General features: G+C 49.9%; 12 protein-coding genes. 5 read left to right on the top strand and 7 right to left on the bottom strand.

What is annotated here, in order from left to right:
- Positions 1-138 precede the first annotated feature (138 nt).
- Together sprA and ruvA are read right to left on the bottom strand one after the other, a co-directional pair.
- Entirely contained in the window at positions 139-7,365 is a 7,227-nt protein-coding gene (gene sprA, locus PKI34_12630; GenBank protein ID HNS18655.1) for a cell surface protein SprA, read from the bottom strand.
- A gap of 59 nt (positions 7,366-7,424) precedes the next feature.
- Positions 7,425-8,027 carry a Holliday junction branch migration protein RuvA gene (ruvA, locus tag PKI34_12625; GenBank protein HNS18654.1) on the bottom strand — a complete coding sequence of 201 codons (603 nt, stop codon included), beginning with the start codon at positions 8,025-8,027 and terminating at the stop codon, positions 7,425-7,427.
- Between the two features lie 194 nt (positions 8,028-8,221).
- On the opposite strand from ruvA, the gene PKI34_12620 reads away from it, so the two are divergent.
- The 5 genes from PKI34_12620 (at position 8,222) to fumC (ending at position 14,824) form a co-directional block, all read left to right on the top strand.
- Positions 8,222-10,519 (top strand): NADP-dependent malic enzyme, encoded by a 2,298-nt coding sequence (locus PKI34_12620; protein HNS18653.1) that lies wholly within the window; start codon positions 8,222-8,224, stop codon positions 10,517-10,519.
- Positions 10,520-10,610: 91 nt separating this feature from the next.
- A complete protein-coding gene (gene mdh / locus PKI34_12615) occupies positions 10,611-11,561 on the top strand; it encodes a malate dehydrogenase (GenBank protein ID HNS18652.1) in 951 nt (316 codons plus the stop codon).
- Positions 11,562-11,661: 100 nt separating this feature from the next.
- Positions 11,662-12,132: a regulatory protein RecX gene (locus tag PKI34_12610; protein ID HNS18651.1), complete on the top strand. Its 471-nt coding sequence runs from the start codon at positions 11,662-11,664 to the stop codon at positions 12,130-12,132.
- Positions 12,133-12,223: 91 nt separating this feature from the next.
- Positions 12,224-13,301, top strand: a protein-coding gene (gene prfB, locus PKI34_12605) for a peptide chain release factor 2 (protein ID HNS18650.1) whose coding sequence is annotated in 2 segments (ribosomal slippage) — positions 12,224-12,286 and positions 12,288-13,301 — 1,077 coding nt in all. Because the reading frame shifts where the segments join, the coding sequence is not laid out codon by codon here.
- 140 nt (positions 13,302-13,441) lie between these two features.
- Entirely contained in the window at positions 13,442-14,824 is a 1,383-nt protein-coding gene (gene fumC, locus PKI34_12600; GenBank protein ID HNS18649.1) for a class II fumarate hydratase, read from the top strand.
- Between the two features lie 96 nt (positions 14,825-14,920).
- On the opposite strand, the gene PKI34_12595 is transcribed toward fumC, so the two are convergent.
- From PKI34_12595 to PKI34_12575, 5 genes are all read right to left on the bottom strand, one after another.
- Positions 14,921-16,102, bottom strand: a complete 1,182-nt coding sequence (locus PKI34_12595; protein ID HNS18648.1) for a hypothetical protein — start codon at positions 16,100-16,102, stop codon at positions 14,921-14,923.
- Positions 16,103-16,206: 104 nt separating this feature from the next.
- Positions 16,207-17,745, bottom strand: a complete 1,539-nt coding sequence (locus tag PKI34_12590) for an acyl-CoA carboxylase subunit beta (GenBank protein ID HNS18647.1) — start codon at positions 17,743-17,745, stop codon at positions 16,207-16,209.
- Between the two features lie 29 nt (positions 17,746-17,774).
- On the bottom strand, positions 17,775-18,284 hold the full coding sequence (locus PKI34_12585; protein ID HNS18646.1) for a biotin/lipoyl-binding protein: 510 nt from the start codon (positions 18,282-18,284) through the stop codon (positions 17,775-17,777).
- Positions 18,285-18,302: 18 nt separating this feature from the next.
- A complete protein-coding gene (accC, locus tag PKI34_12580) occupies positions 18,303-19,811 on the bottom strand; it encodes an acetyl-CoA carboxylase biotin carboxylase subunit (GenBank protein HNS18645.1) in 1,509 nt (502 codons plus the stop codon).
- Between the two features lie 235 nt (positions 19,812-20,046).
- Positions 20,047-20,294, bottom strand: a 248-nt coding sequence (locus tag PKI34_12575) for a T9SS type A sorting domain-containing protein (GenBank protein ID HNS18644.1), incomplete at its 5' end; no start/stop codon positions are given.

The raw sequence follows: 20,294 nt of genomic DNA, 5'->3' as shown, positions 1-20,294 counted from the left end.
TGAGGGGGGAATATTTTTTTTTAGGCACAAAGGCACAGAGGCACAGAGGCACAAAGGCACAGAGGCACAAAGGCACAGAGGCACAGAGGCACAGAGGCACAAAGGCACAAAGGCACAAAGGCACAGAGGCACAAAGTTTTATTGTGCGAGGGTGAAGCGCAGGCTGATGCCGCCACGGGTGGTGGAGTTCCTGAACTGATTCGATGTATAGGGATTATTGATGGTCATATCGAAATAAAAGCGAATCGCCAGTTGCTGGTTGATATTGTAATCAGCTGATGTGTTGATGGAAAAAATCTTCTGTCCGGTCGATATCAGGTTATATACTTCATCGATCCTCCTCAGGATGGTCTTATTCGACTTGAGTGAAAAATCCACCTTGAGATTGAGGTCGCTCTTGAGGCGGGTCTTTTTGCCTCCTCCGCCAAGGGAGGAGATCATAAATTCAACGTCCATGATCCGGTAGCCCAGTCCGACAATGAATTCATTGCTGGTCACCTCGGTGAGCTGATTATTGACAAAGCTGAGTGACAGATTCCTGGATTTACGCATTTCGACACGGGTCAGCAGATTGTTCATCCACGTCAGATCAAGGGTGATCAAGGGTGAAAACTGTTCGTTGATCGAAATTTGCTCAATCCGGTATTCGGATATGTAATTTCCGGAGGCGTCGAGCGCTGAAGGGTGCCCCGGATGTTCACCGTTCTCACGATAGTCAAGGTTGGTTACAAAGGTGGTGATGCTGTAAACGGACCTGTACGTATGGCTTATACTGGCATTTCTGAATACACTTTTAAGCGCATCGATACGGTTCAGTCCATTGTAGGTCAGTCTCCAGTTCGGATAAGGGAATGCAGGAAAGGCATCCAAAAAGACACGATCGACAGGTATGTCGGCATAAGCTGCCAGGAAAGCCGGTGTCAGGACTGCCTGGGAAGAAGGTCCATAACCCTGCGGGAATCCGGTTGAATCAACAACATTACCGTTCCAGTTGGGATTTTCCCTGGCCAGGCGGAAGGCGACCTCATCCCTGTTATCGAGAAAATTCTCAAAAACAGGGGATACATTGTTCTTCTCATCCTTAACGAAGGCAGTCTTCAGCATCCAGTACGTCATGCTGAAACTCCCCCGGTCGACCTGCGCAAAAGAATTAAAAATCCCAAACGTATCTGCTTTGAAATATTCCTCGTGAGAAAATGTCTCCCTCCAGTCACCCGTGACTTCAAACCTGAAATCGCGGAATGGTTCCATATTGACGCGGTAGGTCAGGTCGGTGGATTTCTTGGTCATGTAAGGAAGGTTCAACAACGGGCTGCTGGTAATCCATTGTTCTGACACGGCTGTTGCCCGTATGTCTTTCTGGCCGCCAAAGACGAACCCAAATCCGGGTGCCATTTTCTGGACATTGACCCCGAGCAGGTTGGGTTCAGGTATGAATCCCGGGAACGTGGTGCCATTATCCAGCCCATATGTCAGGTTCACATCCCTTACGCTCATCAGCAATCTTAAAAAACCTTCCCCGATCACCTTAAAATAGTTGACATGCGGTTTGGTCTTGGTGGTGTCGGATGTGTCTTCCTGCTGTTTATCCTTATTTTCCTGCGCGGAGGGTTTTTTTTGCTGCCGTTGCGGTTGCTGTGACGATTGATTGATTTTCTTGAGGAACCCGACCTTGTTGTAAAGGGTGGTCAGTCGTATGGAAGGGTTCAGCTGAAAGTCGGAGGAGTTGGCTATTGAATTTCCGAGCGTTGACTGCACCGACTTTGCCGAGGCAGTCCAACGGTACGTTCCGCTGTAGCGAAGCATCAGCGTAATCCAGTCCAAAAGAGGCAATTTGCCAATGGGTACATTGTAATTCACGTTGTAAAGATGCGTGAATACGTTGGTGGAACCCAATTTCCCGATTTCATCCCAGATCTGCTCCTTGTAGCCGGGCCAGGCAGGAGACTCCTTGTCAATGCGTCCAGGAGGCTCGTAGATGAACGCGTTGGTGGTTGACGAGTAGTCGAACCTCAGTGACCGGGTGAGGTCCCATTTCAAGTCCAACGACCGGATCCAGTCCCAATCCTTCAGATACGTTGGCTCGATAATGATGAGTGCAGTGCTCTTGTTACGGAGTTTACGCTCACTGTACTGGCGGTCCATCTCTGTGCGGAAGCTGAACAGCCTGGGCGTCAGGTAGAAATTGAAGTCCCGTATAAGGGCCAGGTATTTGGATTTGATTTTCGAGAAGGGAGAAATGTTCTTCGGTTCAATGGAATAGGTGTACCCAAATCCTCCCCTGTGACGTTTCAGCTGGTCATAATCAATATCCGGGCTCCGGTTGTAAATTTCCTGAAAAGAATAGGTGAAGTTAAAATTTTCAATATCCCAGATATTGACCCTGTTCCTGAGTCCGACCCTTTCTTTTCTGACGTTGACAAAATTGAGGTTTTTCCGTTTGGTGAATGTCTGAGAGCGAACCTTCAGGGAGTCCTTCTCAGCGTTGTTCATATTTTTGATTTCTTCTTTGTAGAGGATATCCGGGTCGAGCGGATTGTACTGGGGATTGGATGTTACCTGTGAATAGTCGAAGTGCATGGGGATCCGCATTCCGACCTTTTCAGGGATGAATTTTCCGAGGTCAATGTTTGTGGCGACATCCAGCTGGCTTGTGGTTTCTTTTTTCCGCTGGTTCACTTTTTTCTCAATGCTTCCGAATCCAGGGGTACTGTGCAAGCCACTGACCATGATGTTCCCAAGATCAGCCAGGTTGGCGCTCAGTCGTCCGGTGGCAGCCCACCCGGCCTTATCATCAAAATCCGTCAGGCGAAGTTCGTTGATCCAGATCTCCGCGCACTTGGGCAATCCGTCATCGTCGTCGGTCAAGCTCGTCTTTTTGGGATTTCGGATGCCAATCATCATAGCCTTCACATCACTGATGCTGGGCGTACCCAGGACGGTAATTTTTCTTTCGCCGTCCCAGGTAACAAAAGCCTGCGCCGTCGAAATCAGCTGACCGTTTTCGATGGCGTCATTCCGCTGGATTTTGGCATCGACCAGTTTTTCCAATTCGAGGTTAAGACGGTTCTCCTCAGGCCAGATCAGATCAGGGTTGGTCGTAAACCAAGGTGTAAGTTTCAACGGGATCTCGTATTCATAATAATTTTCCGTAAAGTCGGCGCCCAGCCGGATGAAGAGGGTCAGATCCCCGTCTATCATGGTTTGATTGGGATCTGAATCCTCGGCATGGATGAACATTTGCAACCGCTTGTACTGCCTGATGTCAAAGGCCGTTGTCTTATAGGCCGCTTTGGCATCCCCATCGATGAGATTGCAGACATCCAGTACCATGGCCTGCTCATTCAACTGCTGAAGATTGGTTGTTGCCAGGTTTATTTCCCTTTCTATTCCGGGAGGAATCACGTACGGGATGGGATCCCTGTCGCCATTTTCTTCGTAACTGACCGTTGAAATATCAAAAGAGGTCTGATTTTGAATGTCATCCGGAATGTATTCTCCCGGGAAAAGGAGATTGTATTTATACCTGCGCCATTCACCTCTGACCAGTTCAAGCGTTGCAAAACGCAAAACAACATCCTCATCAAAGCCATCCAGCAGCATGCGCATGAAGCGGATGGACTGGAAATCCTGGATGTTGCCGATCACGCGTTCAGGGCTTGTCACGGGGATCTTGAACTGATACCAGGTAATCTCCCCTGTTTTTCCATTTTCCAGCTTGATGTTAGTCACATGGCGACGGTCGGTAATATAATTCTTACCGATCTCAAACGAGCCTGAATCAATATCAACAACATATTCGTAATACCTTTCGGTTTCATTCAGTGTATTGTCGTTGTTAATGTCTTCCACATTGGGCAGCTGTGTGGCGGATGTCGGGTAGGCCTCCAGGTTCTGATCATCGCTGGGTGAGTTTCCATCCGGGTGGCTGAAGTTCTTGTACCTTTCAAGGATGCTTGCATAGAGGGGATCGTCGTCGAAATCAGCTCCCCTGAAATAATGATAGTTATCTGCAGAAGGATCGTCGTAGGCGTTTCGGTAGGCTGGAACATTCGTTGATCCGAAGCGGTTCAGGATCCTGTTGAGGTAACTGTCTTCAAAGAAAAACCGTTCATCCTCTGTCGGAAGGCCATCATATCCGACATCCTGATAAGGCCGGGAGGCGATGTTGTTATCGAATGAATTGACCAGGGCCTGCAGGCGGGGAACCCTGCCCCAGACGGTCGTATCAACATTCACGACTTCCTCATCGACAGGCAGTCCATTCTCGTAACTTTTCCTGGAGTCCTTCAGCAGATCCTCCGAAATATCCCCCAGGTGAAAGACCAGTTTACCTCCTTTACCGCTGTTGGTAGAACCTTCCGCGAATGGATCCATCATCCAGAATTCGATGTATTCAACATTGGTGGACTCGAAGTCGGTTGTTTCAATCTTTCGCATGATGCCTGCCCATCGGGAGGCAGGGTCATTCAGCAATCCATTTTCATTGATCCCGGCAGAGAAACCGGTAGGTTCCACGTCGTAGTTATAAGGGCCCCGTTGGGAAGGATAATAGGCCAGGTTGAAAACGGCCAGGTTCACGGGCTGGTTGTTGGGAGGATCGACGTTGGGAAAAACCTCACGCTCAGGCACATACCTTACATAATGGTTCGACAGTTCGTCTTTGGTTATGTTGGGTGGTTTCAATGTACCGGACTCCTGGTAAAAAAGCGGATCAATAATGTACCAGGCCAGTTTTGACCTGTTAAATCCATACTGGAGATTATTGTTCAGGATGCCTTCGGGGAAGTTGACCGGATCCTGCGGTGTGCTTGCCAAAAACCACGTAATGTAATTTTTCATGTCGATGGTTGACTTGGCGCCTTCAAAATCGTCGATATAGGAAGTACCCGATTCTCCGATGGCTCTGGAATGTCCGGGCAGGAATTGTGCAAACTCACCTTCAAACGCAACGCGGGAAGGTGCTTTTGTCGAGAACAGGGGCAACTTGTCGACCAGTGCGGTCAGTAATGGCCATTCCGTTTCGTAATTCATATCCAGTCCCCAGAGGGTATTGGAAATGGGATCATCGCCATAATTGGTCTTTTGTGTGAGGGGACGTTCACGAAGGTTCAGGATCGTCCCTCCCAGGTTGAGGTTTTCGTTGACAAGATAATCCACGTGGGCTCCTACCAGCCGCTGCGTCTGAATGTTGAACATTTTATTGGATTCCATCGAGATGTTGATCGGGGTTCCGGAGTTCAGGATACCCTCGTTGATGATCCTGACGCGGCCCAGGGTGTAATCCACCGTATAGTCAACATTTTCAGTCAGGGGGATCCCGCCGGCGGTGACCGTAACGGATCCCTGGGGCACATTCAGGGCATTCAGTGAAATTTCAGAACCGGATGAGGATTTGTAGACACCATCCAGGCTGAATTTGTTCTTTTCGGGATATTGCTGTGCATTGTACTTTGTCAAACGATACAGCGAGTCGTAGGCGTACTTATCCGCCAGTTCGGTCTGGTCACCGAATTGCCGTCGGAGATAACTTCCGAAAGGTTCCAGTACCGTAAAGTAGATCCGGCCGTTGGATGACTGGATCGTACCCCCCTGGGTGGCAGCGTAATCAATGAAGTCAAACATACCGTCGTTGGGCGGATTGCTTTTAGGATCAAGATTATCCAGGTTCAGGACCTGAATGAGGGGAACACCCTTGATATTTTCAGGACCTTCCGTCAGGTAACCGGTTGGCACACTGCTCTCATTTCCTGAATAAAGGATATTTAAAACGAAATCTTCCGTATTGACCTGGTAAGCCCCGATCGCGTATACGTTCTTCATCATCAGGTCCCACATGGGATGTTTTGTATTGACTGCCGTACTTTTCAACATTTTCACCATCAGGCAGCCGGGAGGGCTGATTCCCTGGTCGGAGAATTCCCCGACCTGATAGACGACGCTGTCAAGTCCGATGACGGTATACTGGAACGCAACAGCCAGCACCTGATCAGGATTGATCGTGGTATTGAGGGAGATGAATCCCAGCTTGCCGTTGAAATTATACTCGTTGGATTTGAGCTTACGGGCGCTTTCTACCTTTTCATAATCAATGCCGGATACGAATCCGGCCGGGTGCAGGTTCAGGTAGTCGCTGACAACATTGATATTCCTCACAGAATTGGAATCCAGCATCGAAAGGAGATTGTTGGAGGCATTGGACGGATAGCCTCCGGGAATGTTGCCCGGCACCACCGAGCTGTTGAAAGGGGTCGTCTCCCCGAGGTCTGAAAATGCAACAATGTTCCTGTTCTCCTCAACAGCTGCGCCGACATTGGTGACCCAGACCTCCAGCTTGGTGATATTGATACTGGAAGTGATCACCGGGAGGCTGGCCAGCCCTTCTTCATAATGATCACGGAAATACTCTGCAAGGAAGAAATGCCTGTTCTCTTCGTACTCATCTGCAGTGACGTTGTAGGGTGTGGTCTGTGCACCCCCTTCGACCGTCACGCTGGTCATCTCGCTTTTTTGCTCCGAATAGACTGCAGTTACCGTAGCACGTCCAAACCTCAGCTGCGTCTTCAGTCCAAAAAGGCTCTGGCTGCCCGTGATCAGGGTGCTGTTCAGGGGCAGGGTGACATCTCCGGCTTCGATCAGCTGAAGGATCTCATCTTCTTTCCCTTCATAACGAAGCTTGAGTTTATTCTCAAAATCAAAGGAAGCCTCTGTATTATAGTTTGTATTGAACTCGATTTTGTCACCGATCTTCGCAACGACATTCAGCTGGATCTTTTCGTCAAAATCGAAGTTGGTCGTACGACGCTGCCTGACGCTGAGTGCAGGATCTTCACGCCGGTTCGACAGGACCCCGAAAATAAGCTCGGCTGAACCCTGAGGCCGGATATCAATGGTATTGCTCCCGAAGATACGGTCGAACACCTCCCCTCCCAGGTGGATCTGCGGGATCAGGCCCGACCGCCGGGTGGATTGGGTGGCCATGGACCGTTCATTCCAGTAGCTTTCCAGCGACTGCCGCAAATCAAATTCCCGGTATTCCTGTGCGCTCATCGGTACGGGTGTCCGGTAATTCAAGGTGCCGATCTTACGCTGGATGAGGTACTGGTTGTTATCGTAATCGTATTCAACATTGGTGGTGATGGAGGAGGGTGGCTTCAGGTAAAGCGGATTTTCATAGTCGGGTTCGATTCCGGGATAACCTGTCTGATCCTGAAAGGGATAAGGCAAGCCGGCACCGGTTGTGTCGTCGGACGGGATGCTGTCGGGTCGCAACAGATACGGGGAGGAGGGCCATAGCCGTACCCCACCGGCTGATAGAACAGATGAACCAAGCAACAGAATACCCAGGGAGATGATATATTTCACGTATCTATCGAGCCGCACGAAAACACGAAATCATTTAATCATAAACTGAAAAACTGATCTTACAACAATTTGAGGGCCTGCCGGATCAATTCTTCGACCGACAGGCTTCCAGGCTTACCAAGATTGAGTTGCGGGTCTTGTAAAATTTTATCCAATGTCTTGTCAGCCAATTTTTTATTAAAACCCAACATGGTTAAACCTGATAACGCAGCATCCCTGTTGGTATTGTATCGGAAATCCATTATTTCTCTGGATGGCTCACCTCTGGAAAGCTTATCTTTCAGGTCGAGCACGATCCGCTGGGCGGTTTTGGATCCAATTCCCTTAATGGACTGCAGAAGTGCAACACGATTACCCACAATGGCATCGGTCAGTTCAGCGGTTGTCAGGGAGGAAAGGATGAGCCGGGCCGTATTGGCACCGATCCCTGAAACGGTGATTAGTTCCCTGAACAGACGGCGTTCTTCCGGATCGTGGAAACCAAACAGCAGCAGGGCATCTTCGCGCACCACAAGGTGCGTGTACAGCCGGCACTGCGTCTCCTCCTTAATGCTGGAATAGGTCTGAAGTGAAATGTTCAGGAAATAACCTATTCCGTTGCTTTCCAGCACAGCGTGCGCCGGAGAGGTTTCCACTAATTTACCTTCAATATAGGCATACATAGCTTCAGGTTCAAGACTTTGGCGAAAACAGGGTGCAAAAATACAATTTTTCATTAAAATCAAAACAGGAAGCAATCGGCACCCTGCCTTTCCTTTCGCGTCAATTCCTCGATAAAAAATAATAGGGACTGTTCAGGTTCAATGGAATTGTTTCGTAGTTTTGTGTTAATTTATTAACAATAAAATTTCAATTTATGGATCCGAAAATTCGCAAAGATGCTCTGTCATATCATATGCTTGGAAGGCCGGGAAAGCTGGAGGTGATACCGACAAAACCCTACTCGACCCAGCGTGATCTGTCGTTGGCGTACACCCCCGGTGTAGCTGAACCCTGTTTGGAGATACAGAAAAATCCGGATGACATCTATAAATATACGGCCAAAGGCAACCTGGTGGCCGTTATTTCGAACGGGACCGCTGTGCTGGGACTTGGGGATATCGGGGCCGATGCAGGCAAACCGGTCATGGAAGGGAAAGGGCTCCTTTTCAAGGTATTCGCTGACATCGATGTTTTTGACATCGAGATCGACACGAAAGACATTGACAAGTTTGTGGAAACAGTGATCCTGATTGCTCCGACCTTTGGCGGCATCAACCTGGAAGACGTAAAAGCACCGGAATGTTTCGAGATCGAGGACCGTATCAAGGAAGCACTTGACATACCTGTGATGCACGATGACCAGCATGGCACGGCCATCATCACCTCTGCCGGGCTGTTGAATGCCATTGAGATCACAGGCAGGAATATTGCCGATGTGAAAATCGTCATCAACGGTGCGGGGGCTGCCGCCATTTCCTGTACACGTCTTTATATCAAACTGGGGATCAGAAGAGAGAACATCGTCATGTTCGACAGCAAGGGTGTTCTGCACAAGGACCGCAAGGACCTGAACAAGATCAAACAGCAATTCACCACTGACCGGAACATTCATTCACTTGAAGAGGCGCTGGTCGGAGCGGACATGTTCCTGGGATTATCCGTTGCCGGGGTTCTTAAGAAAGAGTACCTTCAAAAGATGGCCCCCCATCCGATCGTTTTTGCCCTGGCCAATCCGGTACCGGAGATCCTGTATGACGAAGCCTGTTCAACGCGGGATGATATCATCATGGCCACAGGCCGTTCCGATTACCCGAACCAGGTGAACAATGTGCTGGGATTCCCCTTCATTTTCAGGGGAGCCATGGATGTCAGGGCCACCAAGATCAACGACGAGATGAAACTGGCTGCTGCAAGGGCGCTTGCCGAGCTGGCCAAAGAGCCCGTCCCCGAGGAGGTGAACCTTGCCTACCATGCCCACAATCTGAGCTTTGGAAAGGATTATATCATACCCAAGGCGCTGGATCCGCGGCTGATCATGCGCGTCGCACCCGCTGTTGCAAGAGCGGCCATGGAAAGCGGAGTTGCTCGTCAGCCGGTCACCGATTGGGATGCCTATCTTGATGAACTGGGCAAACGGCTGGGGTTTGCCAATCCCGTGATAAGGCATATCAAGGGCAAAGCAAAAAAAGACCCCAAACGGGTGGTTTTCGCCGAAGCGGAGAACTATAAGCTCCTGAAAGCAGCTGAGATCGTGGTATCTGAAGAACTGGCCCATCCGATCCTTCTGGGTGACCGCCAGGTCATTGAAAAAATCATCGAAGAGAATGCCCTGGAGCTTCCCGATGTGGAGATCATCAATCCCAAGGCCCCGGAGGAAAAAGAACGCCTGGAGATGTTTGCGGAAAATTATTTCCGGAAGATGCAGCGCAGGGGCGTAACCCTGAGCGTTGCCCGGGAGATCATGCATCACCGCAATTATTTCGCTCCCATGCTGGTCGAACACGGCTACGCCGACGCCATGATCTCGGGCCTGACCCGCAACTACCCCGACACCCTGAACCCTGTACTCGACATCATCGGGAAAAAACAGGGAGCCGACCTGGTTTCGGGAATGTATATCATCAATGCCAAAGAACAACCCTACTTCTTCGCAGATTGTACGGTGAATAAAAATCCGACCAAGGAGCAGCTGATCGAGATCACGCTGCAGACGGTCTATGCTGTGCAGCAATTCAACATAACACCAAGAGTAGCTTTTGTTTCGTATTCCAATTTCGGTTCCAACACCGGAAGGGTCCCGACCATGCAGCGGGAAGCGATTGAAATCCTCCACAGGGATTACCCCGATCTGATCGTGGATGGTGAAATGCAGGCCAATTATGCATTGAACAACGAAATCCTGAAGGAGGACTTCCCATTTTCAAAGCTGGTCAGCGGACCTGCCAACATACTCATCTTCCCGTACCTGACTGCCGGGAACATTGCCTATAAACTGATGCAGGAAATCGGGAAATTTGAAGTGATCGGGCCCATCCTGAACGGGCTCAGAAAGTCGGTCCATATTCTGCAAATGGGGACGTCGGTATCGGAGATTGTCAATATGGTGACCGTTGCCGTTGTTGATGCACAATGTGTCGAACGCACCGAAAAAGGTCAGAAAAACTGCCAATGATCACATGAATTTACCTATATTTGTTCATTCATTGGATCACGCGGGTTTTTGCCCTGAATAGCCGTATTTTCAAACCTTAATCTCTTTCTTTATGGATAAAATCAGCATCATCGGTGCCGGTAATGTAGGTGCCACGGTTGCAAATGTAATTGCGCACAAGGATCTCGCCAGGGAGGTGGTCATGGTGGATATAAAAAAGGGAATGGCGGAAGGGAAAGCCCTGGATATCTGGCAGACATCTTCCATCAGTAACTTTAATACACGTGTGGTAGGAGTGACCAATGATTACATCCGGACGAAAGGTTCCGGGGTGGTGGTCATCACATCAGGTCTTCCGCGGAAGACAGGAATGTCGCGCGATGAGCTCATCAAGACCAATGCGGTCATTGTCAAGGAAGTGACGGAAAAAGCCGTTAAATACTCACCGGAGGCGATCATCATCGTGGTTTCGAATCCCCTGGATGTGATGACCTATTGCGCCTACCTTGCAGCCAACAAGCCTCCACAGAGGGTGTTCGGAATGGCCGGCATTCTTGACACAGGCCGTTACAGGGCATTCGTCGCAGAAGCACTGAATGTTTCACCAAGAGATATCCTGTCCCTATCGCTGGGTGGCCACGGTGACCATATGGTACCCCTGCCGCGGTATACTTCCGTGAACGGGATTCCAATACAGCAGTTGCTCGACAGGGACTCCATCGACAGGATCGTTGAAAGGACAAGAAAGGGCGGCGGCGAGGTTGTGGAACTTCTCGGCACCTCTGCCTGGTATGCCCCCGGCGCTGCCGCAGCCCAGATGGTGGAGGCCATCGTGGACGACCAAAAGAGGATATTCCCCTGCTGTGCCTACCTCCAGGGTGAATACGGATTGAAAGATATTTATATGGGCGTTCCCGTTATGCTGGGGAAATATGGCGTGGATCGCATCATTGAAATCGAACTGAACAAGGAGGAGAAAGCACTGCTTGCTGAATCCGCCCAGTCGGTGAAGCAGGTAATGAATTTTCTGGACGAGATGAAACTTTTCGAGGAAGTCCAATAGCAGGCATTCCGGAATACGTTTTCGCCCATCAGCCAATCACTCAGCCCTCCTGCAACGGATTACCCTGCAGGTTCATTGAATGTTCCCAAAGCTTGATCCTATGAATCAGGATGCAGATAAGAAATACAGAGAGCTTTTGCAAAAAGCTCAGTCCTGCTGTGCCCGGGATGAAAAATGCCGCCAACAGGTGAAACAGAAGCTATTGTTCTGGGGTGCAACCGCATCTCAGTCAGAAGACATCCTGCAACAATTGATGAATGAGAATTTCATTGATGAAGACCGGTTTGCAAGGGAGTTTGCCCTGGGTAAGTTCCGGATCAATAAATGGGGGAAGATCAAAATCGCCCTGGAGATGATGCGGCTTCATATCCCTGAAGGGTCCATTAAGGGGGGACTGGAAGCGATCGACAGGGATGATTATGTTTCCATGCTGAAAAAGATCCTTCTTCAACGATTAAATTCATTGCACGAAACAGATCGGGAGGTTGCCAGGAAGAAATTGGCTACCTTTGCAATGGGAAAAGGATTTGAGGGTGAGCTGGTGTGGGGAGTGGTGAGAGAAATATTTTGAGAGGAGAGAGGAGAGAGGAGAAAGGAGAGAGGAGAAAGGAGAGAGGAGAGAGGAGAGAGGAGAAATAATTTTTAAGTAGAAAGTTGGAATTATGGTTTCGATTGAACAGATCAGGGATCTGGAGAAAAGGCTGGAGGCCTTGAGGAGGTACCTTTGACATTGATGTCAAAAAAAGCCAGATCGAAGAAGAAGAAAAACTGACCCAAGAGCCCGGTTTCTGGGACGATCCCAAAAAAGCAGAAGGAGTGCTGAAATCCATCCGGGATAAAAAAGTCTGGACGGGGAATTTTAACACAACCCGGAGTCATTTTGACGACCTGCTGGTGATTTTTGAATTTTTTGAAGGTGGAGAAACCACTGAGAGCGATCTGGACCGCCGGTATGAACTTGCCCTCAAGCACATCGAGGACATGGAGTTCATGAAAATGCTGAGCGGGGAAGAGGACCGGCTCAGCGCCATTGTCACGATCAACCCTGGCGCCGGTGGTACGGAAAGCCAGGACTGGGCCCAGATGCTGATGCGGATGTATATCCGGTGGGGTGAGCGGCATAATTACAAGATCAGGGAACTGGACTACCAGGAAGGCGACACTGCCGGGATCAAGTCGGTTTCACTTGAATTTGACGGTGAATTTGCTTATGGTTACCTCAAGGGCGAGAATGGTGTACACCGTCTTGTCCGGATCTCCCCTTTTGATTCCAACAGCCGCCGTCACACTTCGTTTGCCTCGGTGTACGCCTACCCGGTGGTGGATGAGAACATTCATATCGAGATCAATCCCGCCGACATCACCTGGGATTTTTTTCGTTCCAGCGGCCCGGGCGGACAGAACGTAAACAAAGTGGAGACCGCTGTCAGGTTAAGGCATAAAAGCGGCATCATCATCGAATGCCAGGAAACCAGGTCACAACTGCAAAATAAAGACAAGGCCATCCAAATGCTCAGGTCGCAGCTCTATGAGATCGAACTCCGGAAAAAGAAAGAGGAGCAGGCTAAAATTGAAGGGTCCAAGAAAAGAATCGAATGGGGCTCACAGATCCGGAGTTATGTGATGCAGCCTTATAAAATGGTGAAGGACCTGCGTACCGGGCATGAAACAGGCAACGTGCAGGCCGTGATGGACGGTGAAATCGACGGATTCATCAAAGCGTACCTGATGGAGTTCTGAGGCGGGTCGACGGGTCGGCAGGTCGGCGGGTCGGCGGTCAGCAAAAGGCAGAAGCACAATTGAACAATAGAACAATTTGACAATTTGACAATTTGACAATTTGACAATTTAACAGTTTAACAATTGAATCAGGATTTATCATGAAGACACGCATTGAAAAAGACACGATGGGAACGGTTGAGGTTCCTGCCGATCGGTACTGGGGTGCACAGACACAACGGTCAAAGGACAACTTTAAAATTGGAACGGGCACGATGCCCATAGAAATCATCAAGGCCTTTGCCATTCTGAAAAAGGCAGCTGCACTGGCCAATTTTGACCTTGGCGTCCTGCCTGCTGAAAAGAAGGACCTGATCTGCCAGGTATGCGATGAGATCCATGAGGGTAAGCTCGATGACCACTTTCCGCTGGTGATCTGGCAGACGGGGTCAGGTACCCAATCCAACATGAACGTGAACGAAGTGGTGGCCAACAGGGCCCACGTATTAAAAGGCGGGGTGCTTGGAGAAGGACAGCGCTTCATCCATCCCAATGATGACGTCAATAAATCACAGTCATCCAATGATACCTTTCCTACGGCCATGCACATTGCCGGGTACAAAATGGTGGTGGAAACGACCATTCCGGGAGTGGAAAAGCTGCGCGACGCCCTGGCCGGTAAAGCGAAAGAATTCAAAAATATCGTAAAAACAGGCCGCACGCACCTGATGGACGCCACTCCCCTGACGCTGGGACAGGAATTTTCGGGTTATGCTTCCCAGCTGGATCACGGACTGAAGGCCCTGAAAAACACCCTGTCCCATCTCCAGGAACTGGCCCTGGGAGGAACGGCTGTGGGAACCGGCATCAATACCCCAAAGGGTTATTCTGAGCTTGTTGCCCGAAAGATCGCAGAACTATCCGGGCATCCCTTCATCACCGCCCCCAACAAATTCGAGGCGCTTTCAGCTCACGATGCGATGGTGGAAACCTCCGGAGCACTGAAAACCCTTGCTGTAAGCCTGATGCATATTGCCAGCAACATCCGCCTGCTTTCGTCGGGCCCCCGGTGCGGATACAGTGAGATCATCCTTCCGGCCAATGAACCCGGATCCTCGATCATGCCCGGAAAAGTAAATCCCACCCAGCCGGAAGCGCTCACCATGGTGTGCGCACAGGTAATTGGAAATGACGTTGCCATCAATATCGGAGGAATGAACGGGCATTTCCAGCTGAACGTATTCAAACCCGTCATGATCTCCAATCTCCTCCACTCGGCACGCTTGCTGGGAGATGCGTGTGTTTCGTTCACCGATCACTGTGTTGCCGATATTCAACCCAATTTACCCAACATCCAGAAAAACCTTGAAAACTCATTGATGCTGGTCACGGCATTGAATCCCCACATCGGGTACGACAACTCGGCCAGGATTGCCAAGAAAGCGCACACTGAAAACAAAACGCTTCGGGAAGCAGCCCTGGAGCTGGGACTGGTGACGGAAGAGCAGTTCAGAGAGTGGGTTGATCCCCGGAAAATGGTTTGATAGGAGAAAGGAGAGAGGAGAAAGGAGAAAGGAGAGATAAAAAATACCGTTATCATCGCGTAGCGATGACATGTCGGTAGATATGTTGTCATCGATTTATTTTTTACGTCGGTAAAAAATCCACAATAGGATCAGGCCGGTGAAGGTCAGGCCGCGGAGGAGCCAGGTTTTTTGCTGATTGATCCTGAATGCGGGGGGGTTGGACGGGACTGTTTCCTTATAGCGTGCCACGGGGTTCAGGTAAAGCGTTGTGCCGTCGGGGTAAGCGATCTCGGTGCGAATATACGTGTCTTCCGGAGAAATAACATACGTAGCCTGTTTCGCTCCCACCTGCCTTGAACGGACCGTTCCGCCCTGGCCAATGAACCTGAATTCAGCCGCAGCTGAATCCATTTCAACAACGAGTGTGTCCCCTGCAAGCCTTGCCTTTTCCAACCGGGGCAGATGCCGGTGCCGCCGGGCTTTTTGTTCCATGGATTCTCCCAGGGGGCGGGGAATCTCCGCTCCGTAGGATCGTCCCCTTTTCAAGGAAGGGATGATCTCACCGGAGGTATTGCCGGGTGAGTGGATGAACGTGCAGAATTGCCCGATCTCATCAGGATTGGACACATCGTGGGCATCATCATTGGCCAGAATGGTCACATAACGTCCGGCCGAAAGGGCTGTGTCCCAGTGTTCGATTGATTTCCTGAAGCCGTTGAGCACCTCAATGCCATCATAATTCGACAGCCATTTCATCTCTTCCGCCGGATAATCCCTGGTGAATTCCGGATGGGCAACATATACCAGATCACTGGAAGCTCTCAACCGGTTAAGGATTTGTTGCTTATGATGAAGGTTCTGAAAAAGCGGATAATCATTCCAGATGACCTTATGCGCACCGATCAGCACATGATGGTTCTTTTCAATGCCGAAACCATGCTCATAGACCGGGACATATCCCGGCTGGTCAGAGCCCCAGGTATTGATCTTCTGATAGTCAGAAATGGCAATGATATCATATCCAAGCTGTCTGTATACATCGAAGATCAGTTCATTTGAATTCTTACGGCCATCCGTTATCCCGCCCCAGGCTTTTGACTGTACCTGAAAATTACCTTTTCTCCATACCACTGAATCGAGGTTCTGGTAGGGATTATACAGCTTATTGCCTGAGAAGGGAGCTGGTTCGGAAAATTCAAAGACCGGGCAGGTCAGGTAGTTGAGGATCAGGAACCCCAGTGCGAGAATCAGGAGATAAAGTAATGATTTGCCGATATAGGATCCGATGTTACGCATATGACCTTTTTTGAGAGGAGAGAGGAGAAAGGAGAAAGGAGAGATGAGAAATAAATAATGAAATATCTCTCATTTCTCCTCTCTCCTCTCTCCTCTCTCATTTCTTACAACGGTATGTTTCCATGCTTTTTCAGTGGATTGGTCTTGCTCTTGTTCTGCGTCATTTCCAGGGCCTGGATCAGTTTGAAGCGTGTCTGTTTTGGCAGGATGATCTCATCGATGTAACCCAGTTCAGCAGCTTTGTAAGGACTTGCGAAAGTTTTCTTGTAATCCTCCACAGCGGCGGCTTTATCTTCATCCGAGAGGCGGTCGCGGAAGATGATGTTCACGGCTCCCTCGGGTCCCATCACGGCGATCTCGGCCATGGGGTAGGCAAAATTCACATCTGCGCCGATATGTTTGCTCGACATAACATCGTAGGCTCCACCGTATGCTTTCCGGGTGATGACGGTGATCTTGGGAACCGTAGCCTCGCAGAAGGCATAAAGAAGTTTGGAGCCGTGTTTGATGATGCCGCCAAATTCCTGTGCCGTGCCCGGCAGGAAGCCAGGGACATCCACGAAGGTGATCAGCGGGATGTTGAAGGCATCGCAAAACCTTACAAAGCGTGCGCCTTTGACAGCCGAGTTGATATCCAGGACACCGGCCAGATTTTCGGGCTGGTTGGCCACGATGCCAACGGGACGACCTCCCAGGCGGGCAAATCCAACGATCATATTCTGTGCGTAATACGGCATGACCTCAAAAAAGTGATAATCATCCACCACGGTCTTGATGATCTCCTTCATGTCGTAGGGGGTTTTGGCATCAACGGGGATGAACTTTTGCAACCGTTCATCCTCACGGTGGATATCGTCGGTGCAGGGTTTCATCGGAGGATCCTCCAGGTTATTGGAGGGAAGGAACGTCATCAGTTCGCGGATCATCATCATGCACTGTTCATCGTTCTCCGCCACAAAATGGGCCACCCCGCTTTTGGTATTATGCGTCATGGCTCCGCCCAGTTCATCCTTGGTCACCTCCTCGTGTGTAACGGCTTTGATCACATCCGGTCCGGTAACGAACATATAGCTGGAATCCTTCACCATAAAGATAAAATCGGTCATGGCGGGAGAATAGACAGCTCCTCCGGCACAGGGGCCGAGGATTGCGGAGATCTGCGGGATCACTCCCGATCCCATCACATTGAGGTAGAAAATGTCGGCGTATCCTCCCAGGCTTTCCACCCCTTCCTGGATCCGGGCACCTCCTGAGTCGTTCAGCCCGATGACAGGGGCGCCCACTTTCATGGCATGCTGCACGACCTTTACGATCTTATCGGCATTGGCGCGGCTCAGCGTGCCTCCAAAAACCGTAAAGTCCTGCGCAAAGACAAAAACCAGCCTTCCATCTATTTTACCATGACCCGACACCAAACCATCACCAAGGATCCTGTTCTTATCCATCCCGAAGTCTGTCGCCCTGTGCGTGACAAATTTGTCCATTTCGACAAACGTACCGGGATCAAGCAGATCGGTGATCCTTTCCCTGGCTGTTTTCCGGCCGGCCTGATGCTGCCGGTCAATCCGCTCCTTGCCCCCACCCTGCTCAGCCAGGATATTTCTGATCTCCAGCTGTTTGAATTTTTCTTCGTGTGATGACATAGGGTTCTGTTTTGGATTAAAGCTGCAAGCTATTCAAGCAGTATCAGTGTCTGGTTCCCGTCAACCGTTGCCCCCTCCTTCACCAGTATATCTTTCACAACGCCATCTTTTTTGGCTTTAAACTCACTTTCCATCTTCATGGCCGAAACGATGACCAGGGTTTGACCCTGTTTTACGCGAAAGCCGATTTTCACCGGAATGCTGACCACTTTGCCCGGCATGGGTGAGAAAATACGGTTCTCAGCCTCTCCGAACTGACTTCGCTCACGGCTGCGAAGATACTTGGTTTCCGCATCCACAATCTCAACATTGTAGGAACGAAGATACGTATTCACGGTGTACCTCCTTCTGGTGCCATTCTGGATCAGCTCAAGGTTGTAGGACTGGTTATTCAGCAGGATGGAATAGATCCCTTCCTCGACCATGACCAGGTCGAGCTCATAGATACGGTCATCCACGGCAATTTTGATCTGATTTCCTTCCTGATAGATGAGCTCGACAGTTGCTACACGTTTACCCAGATTGACTTCATAGGACATAGGATGTAGGGTTACCGGTTAGAATCGCTGAATGCCCTGTCGTCTTCCTGCCATTTTCCAGTTGCTCTGGGTCCGGGCAGACGGAGGATTCAGGCTTGCTTTATTAAGTTTTGTCAAATAATCCATAAATGCCGTGATAATGGCCACATCTTCACACTGCTGATCACAGCGTTCAATTTCCAGCAGCTCTTTTTTATGGTCTTCGATAAAGTGCGTAGTGTATTTACCATTCTGAAAATCGGGGCACTCCATGATCCGCTGCAGAAACTTGATGGTGGTTTTGATCCCCGTAATTTTATAGGCAAGGAGTGCTCTTCGCATTCGCTTGATGGCTTCCGCGCGATCCACTCCCCAGACGATCAGCTTGGATATAAGCGGATCGTAATAGTGAGGGATCTCATATCCCTCATAAACATATCCATCGTGGCGTATTCCCAGTCCCAGTGGTTCGGTCATATGCTGGATCCTGCCCGGACTGGGCAGAAAGTTATTGTCGGGATCTTCGGCATAAATACGGCATTCAATGGCGTGGCCGTTCTGGCGAAGCTGATCCTGCTGAAGGGCCAGGGGTTCACCATTGGCTATTTTGATCTGTTGTTTCACAAGGTCGACCCCAACGACGCGTTCGGTGATCGGATGCTCCACCTGCAGACGTGTATTCATCTCCAGGAAGTAATAGTTCAGGTTGTCATCCACAATGAATTCGATCGTTCCCGCACCCTGGTAGTTGACGGCTCTGGCAGCTGCCACTGCCTTACGGCCCATTTCTTCCCTTAGCTGAGGATTCATCAGGGGGGACGGAGTTTCTTCAACCACTTTCTGATGACGTCGCTGGACGGAACACTCTCTTTCAAATAAATGAATGGTATTGCCGAACGTGTCGGCCAGTATCTGGAATTCGATGTGATGGGGATTGTTGATATACTTTTCGATATAAACTGTATCATCGCCGAAGGCCGATTTGGCTTCCGACTTTGCAGCGCGAAATGCCTGGATAATGTCACTTTCAAAATGAACAAGCCGCATACCTTTCCCTCCTCCCCCGGCAGAAGCTTTGATCATGATGGGAAGGCCAATCTGCTGAGCGATGCGTTTGGCATCTTCGACACTTTTGAGCACTTCCGATGTGCCTGGCACGACAGGCACCCCGCTGTCCATCATTGTTTTCCGCGCCGTAAGCTTATCCCCCATCGTCGACATGGAATAGGCAGAGGGTCCGATAAAAATGATCCCCTCCTTTTCACATCGTTCTGCAAATGAAGCATTTTCAGATAAAAATCCATACCCCGGATGGATCGCATCCACCTGGGAACGTTTTGCAACGGCAATGATCTTGTCAATATTCAGGTAACTCTCGGAAGAAGGTGAGGGGCCAATGAAATAGGCTTCATCTGCGTACCGTACGTGCATGGATTTACGGTCGGCTTCCGAAAAAACAGCCACTGACCGGATATCCATCTCGCGGCACGACCTCATGATCCTGACTGCAATCTCACCTCTGTTGGCTACAAGTACTTTTTTGATCATACAAGTCAGTTAGGCCGGCAAAGTGAGCAAAGTTATAAAAAAAACCACCGGGAAATCAACAAGGCCATACGCTTAAATCTTGTTCCACGTTTTATGGCAGGAAAAAAGTGAAAGGCATTGTGGAGGAAACAAGCTGAACAAAGCCTGGCAGTAAGAACTTCGTAGATTGCCTTTCCCCTGTGGGGTGGTGTATCCTGAAAACATTGGATGCACCACCCCGGGAAGGCAGGAAAGGTTAATAAAGGGTCAGAAGGATGACCTTCTTGTGATAATTCACCTGGTCGCCGCTGATGGTCAGCATATAGGCTCCCGGTGGAAGTGTCGACAGATCAATCACCCGCGTTACCGTGCCGCTCACGGTCCAGGGCTGGTTCATCACCAGATCGCCCCTGGCATCCATAATCCGGATATCCAGGTTGCGCTCCTGCGAACTGCCCGATACCTGGATGTGGAGTTTTCCATCGCTGACCGGGTTGGGGTAGG

This window comes from Bacteroidales bacterium, assembly GCA_035342335.1.
In the GTDB taxonomy this organism is placed as follows: Bacteria; Bacteroidota; Bacteroidia; order Bacteroidales; family JAGONC01; genus JAGONC01.
This window is presented reverse-complemented; position numbering and strand designations above follow the sequence as displayed.